The 1,476-nt window shown below is 46.6% G+C and carries 2 protein-coding genes; one reads left to right on the top strand and one right to left on the bottom strand.

Features of this window, described 5'->3' with window-relative positions:
- A partial coding sequence (locus tag OB13_RS18930; protein WP_461491749.1) for a hypothetical protein occupies window positions 1–337 on the bottom strand: 337 nt, incomplete at its 3' end.
- A 268-nt stretch (window positions 338–605) separates the two neighbouring features.
- On the opposite strand from OB13_RS18930, the gene OB13_RS18925 reads away from it, so the two are divergent.
- Window positions 606–1,424 (top strand): murein L,D-transpeptidase catalytic domain family protein, encoded by an 819-nt coding sequence (locus OB13_RS18925; RefSeq protein WP_461491748.1) that lies wholly within the window; start codon window positions 606–608, stop codon window positions 1,422–1,424.
- The last annotated feature ends 52 nt before the right edge of the window (window positions 1,425–1,476 follow it).

Here is a 1,476-nt window from a genome sequence, read left to right as displayed (position 1 = left end):
TGAACCGGACTTCGGCACGGTTGGCATTGGAGAGCTTGTTGGTATGGTCGCATTGGCTGCCCGGCTCCAGGTAATACAGGAATACACGCTGCCCCCGGCTCATCAGCTGCTCAGCATCAGGTCTGCCCAATATGGCCTTGATGTCATCCTCTGATTTCCCGTAAAGTTCGCGCCTGATCGAATCAAATTTTTTTACAAGCTCGTTTCGTGTCCCGTTGCAGCCTTTTTTGTCCTGCTGCCAGGCGTCACTATCAAAACCAGGTATGCGGGCAGGTTCAGAACAGCTCAGCAACAGGGGCAACAGCAGGAGCAGAACCGGGGAAAGAAGCTTCTTCATAGTATGTTTTATAAGCTCAAAATTGCATCTTAGCCTAATCGGATACAAGAGAAATCAGGTATTTCCTGAACCTCTACTGTAGCGATTGAAAAAATAATGCAGATATTACGTACTAAAAGGCAGGTAATGAAGCGTTTATAAGCTATAATTTGCCTGTACCCTTACTTAGTGCATGTTTTGTTTTTGCATATATCCGGTAGAAGGAACAATTCTTATGTTAAATCCTGTTGAAACAGTAGTCGCAAAAAATACACGCTAAAACGGACCTATGATAAAAGCAGTCATCACCTCTCTTACCTTAAGTTTATTGATCATTGCTACTCCGGGTGGGGCCCATAACGATGCAACTAACGCATCAGCCAGGGCTACTACAGAAACTATGCTGACTGCCAATTCCCTTTCCATGCTTTCTTTTGCTGAAAAGAAGCTGGCCTTTGAGGAGCATGTGCAGGAAGTGTATGACAAGGCTGACCTCAAAAAGGCCGGACTTTCCTATAGTGTTTTTGAAAGAGCGTATAGGGGGTATCACAATTTCAGACAGCAGAAACTGGCAGCTACTGACAAAACGGTGATGACCGTAGTAGATTTCACCAAGCCCAGCAACCAGAAGCGTATGTGGATCATCGATCTGGGTTCGAGAAAGGTGCTTTACAATACCTTGGTGGCGCATGGCCGCAATACCGGCAACGTTCAGGCCGAGAAATTCTCCAACGAGCCGAATTCGAACATGAGCAGCATGGGCTTTTATATAACCGACAAAACCTATTTCGGCAAGCATGGCCTCTCTTTGAGGTTGTCCGGTATGGATGAGAAGTATAACTCCAAAGCGATGGAGCGAGCCATTGTACTGCACGGTGCGGACTATGTAAGCGAATATTTTGTGAAACAGTATGGGCGGCTTGGCAGAAGCCTCGGCTGTCCTTCGGTTCCCCGCGAGATATCAGGCGATGTGATCGAGCTCATCAAAAACAATACGGTTCTCTACATTCATTCAGGGGACAAGCAGTATACCTCTGATTACCTGGATACTACTCGGGCTGTTGAATCTTATGCCATGGAATCCGGCCTGCTGGAAATGGGGGTTTGAATGACCGCTTAACCGTTAGAGGTACACGATAAAAAAGAAAGCCAGGCAGATC

The sequence above is a fragment of the Pontibacter sp. HJ8 genome, from assembly GCF_054824225.1.
The sequence above is the reverse complement of the archived record's forward strand: the minus strand, read 5'-3'. Positions and strand labels throughout refer to the sequence as shown.

What these genes read in the sequence shown, in the direction of transcription:
- OB13_RS18925 (WP_461491748.1), top strand. Translation starts at nt 606, where the DNA reads ATGATAAAAGCAGTCATCACCTCTCTTACCTTAAGTTTATTGATCATT.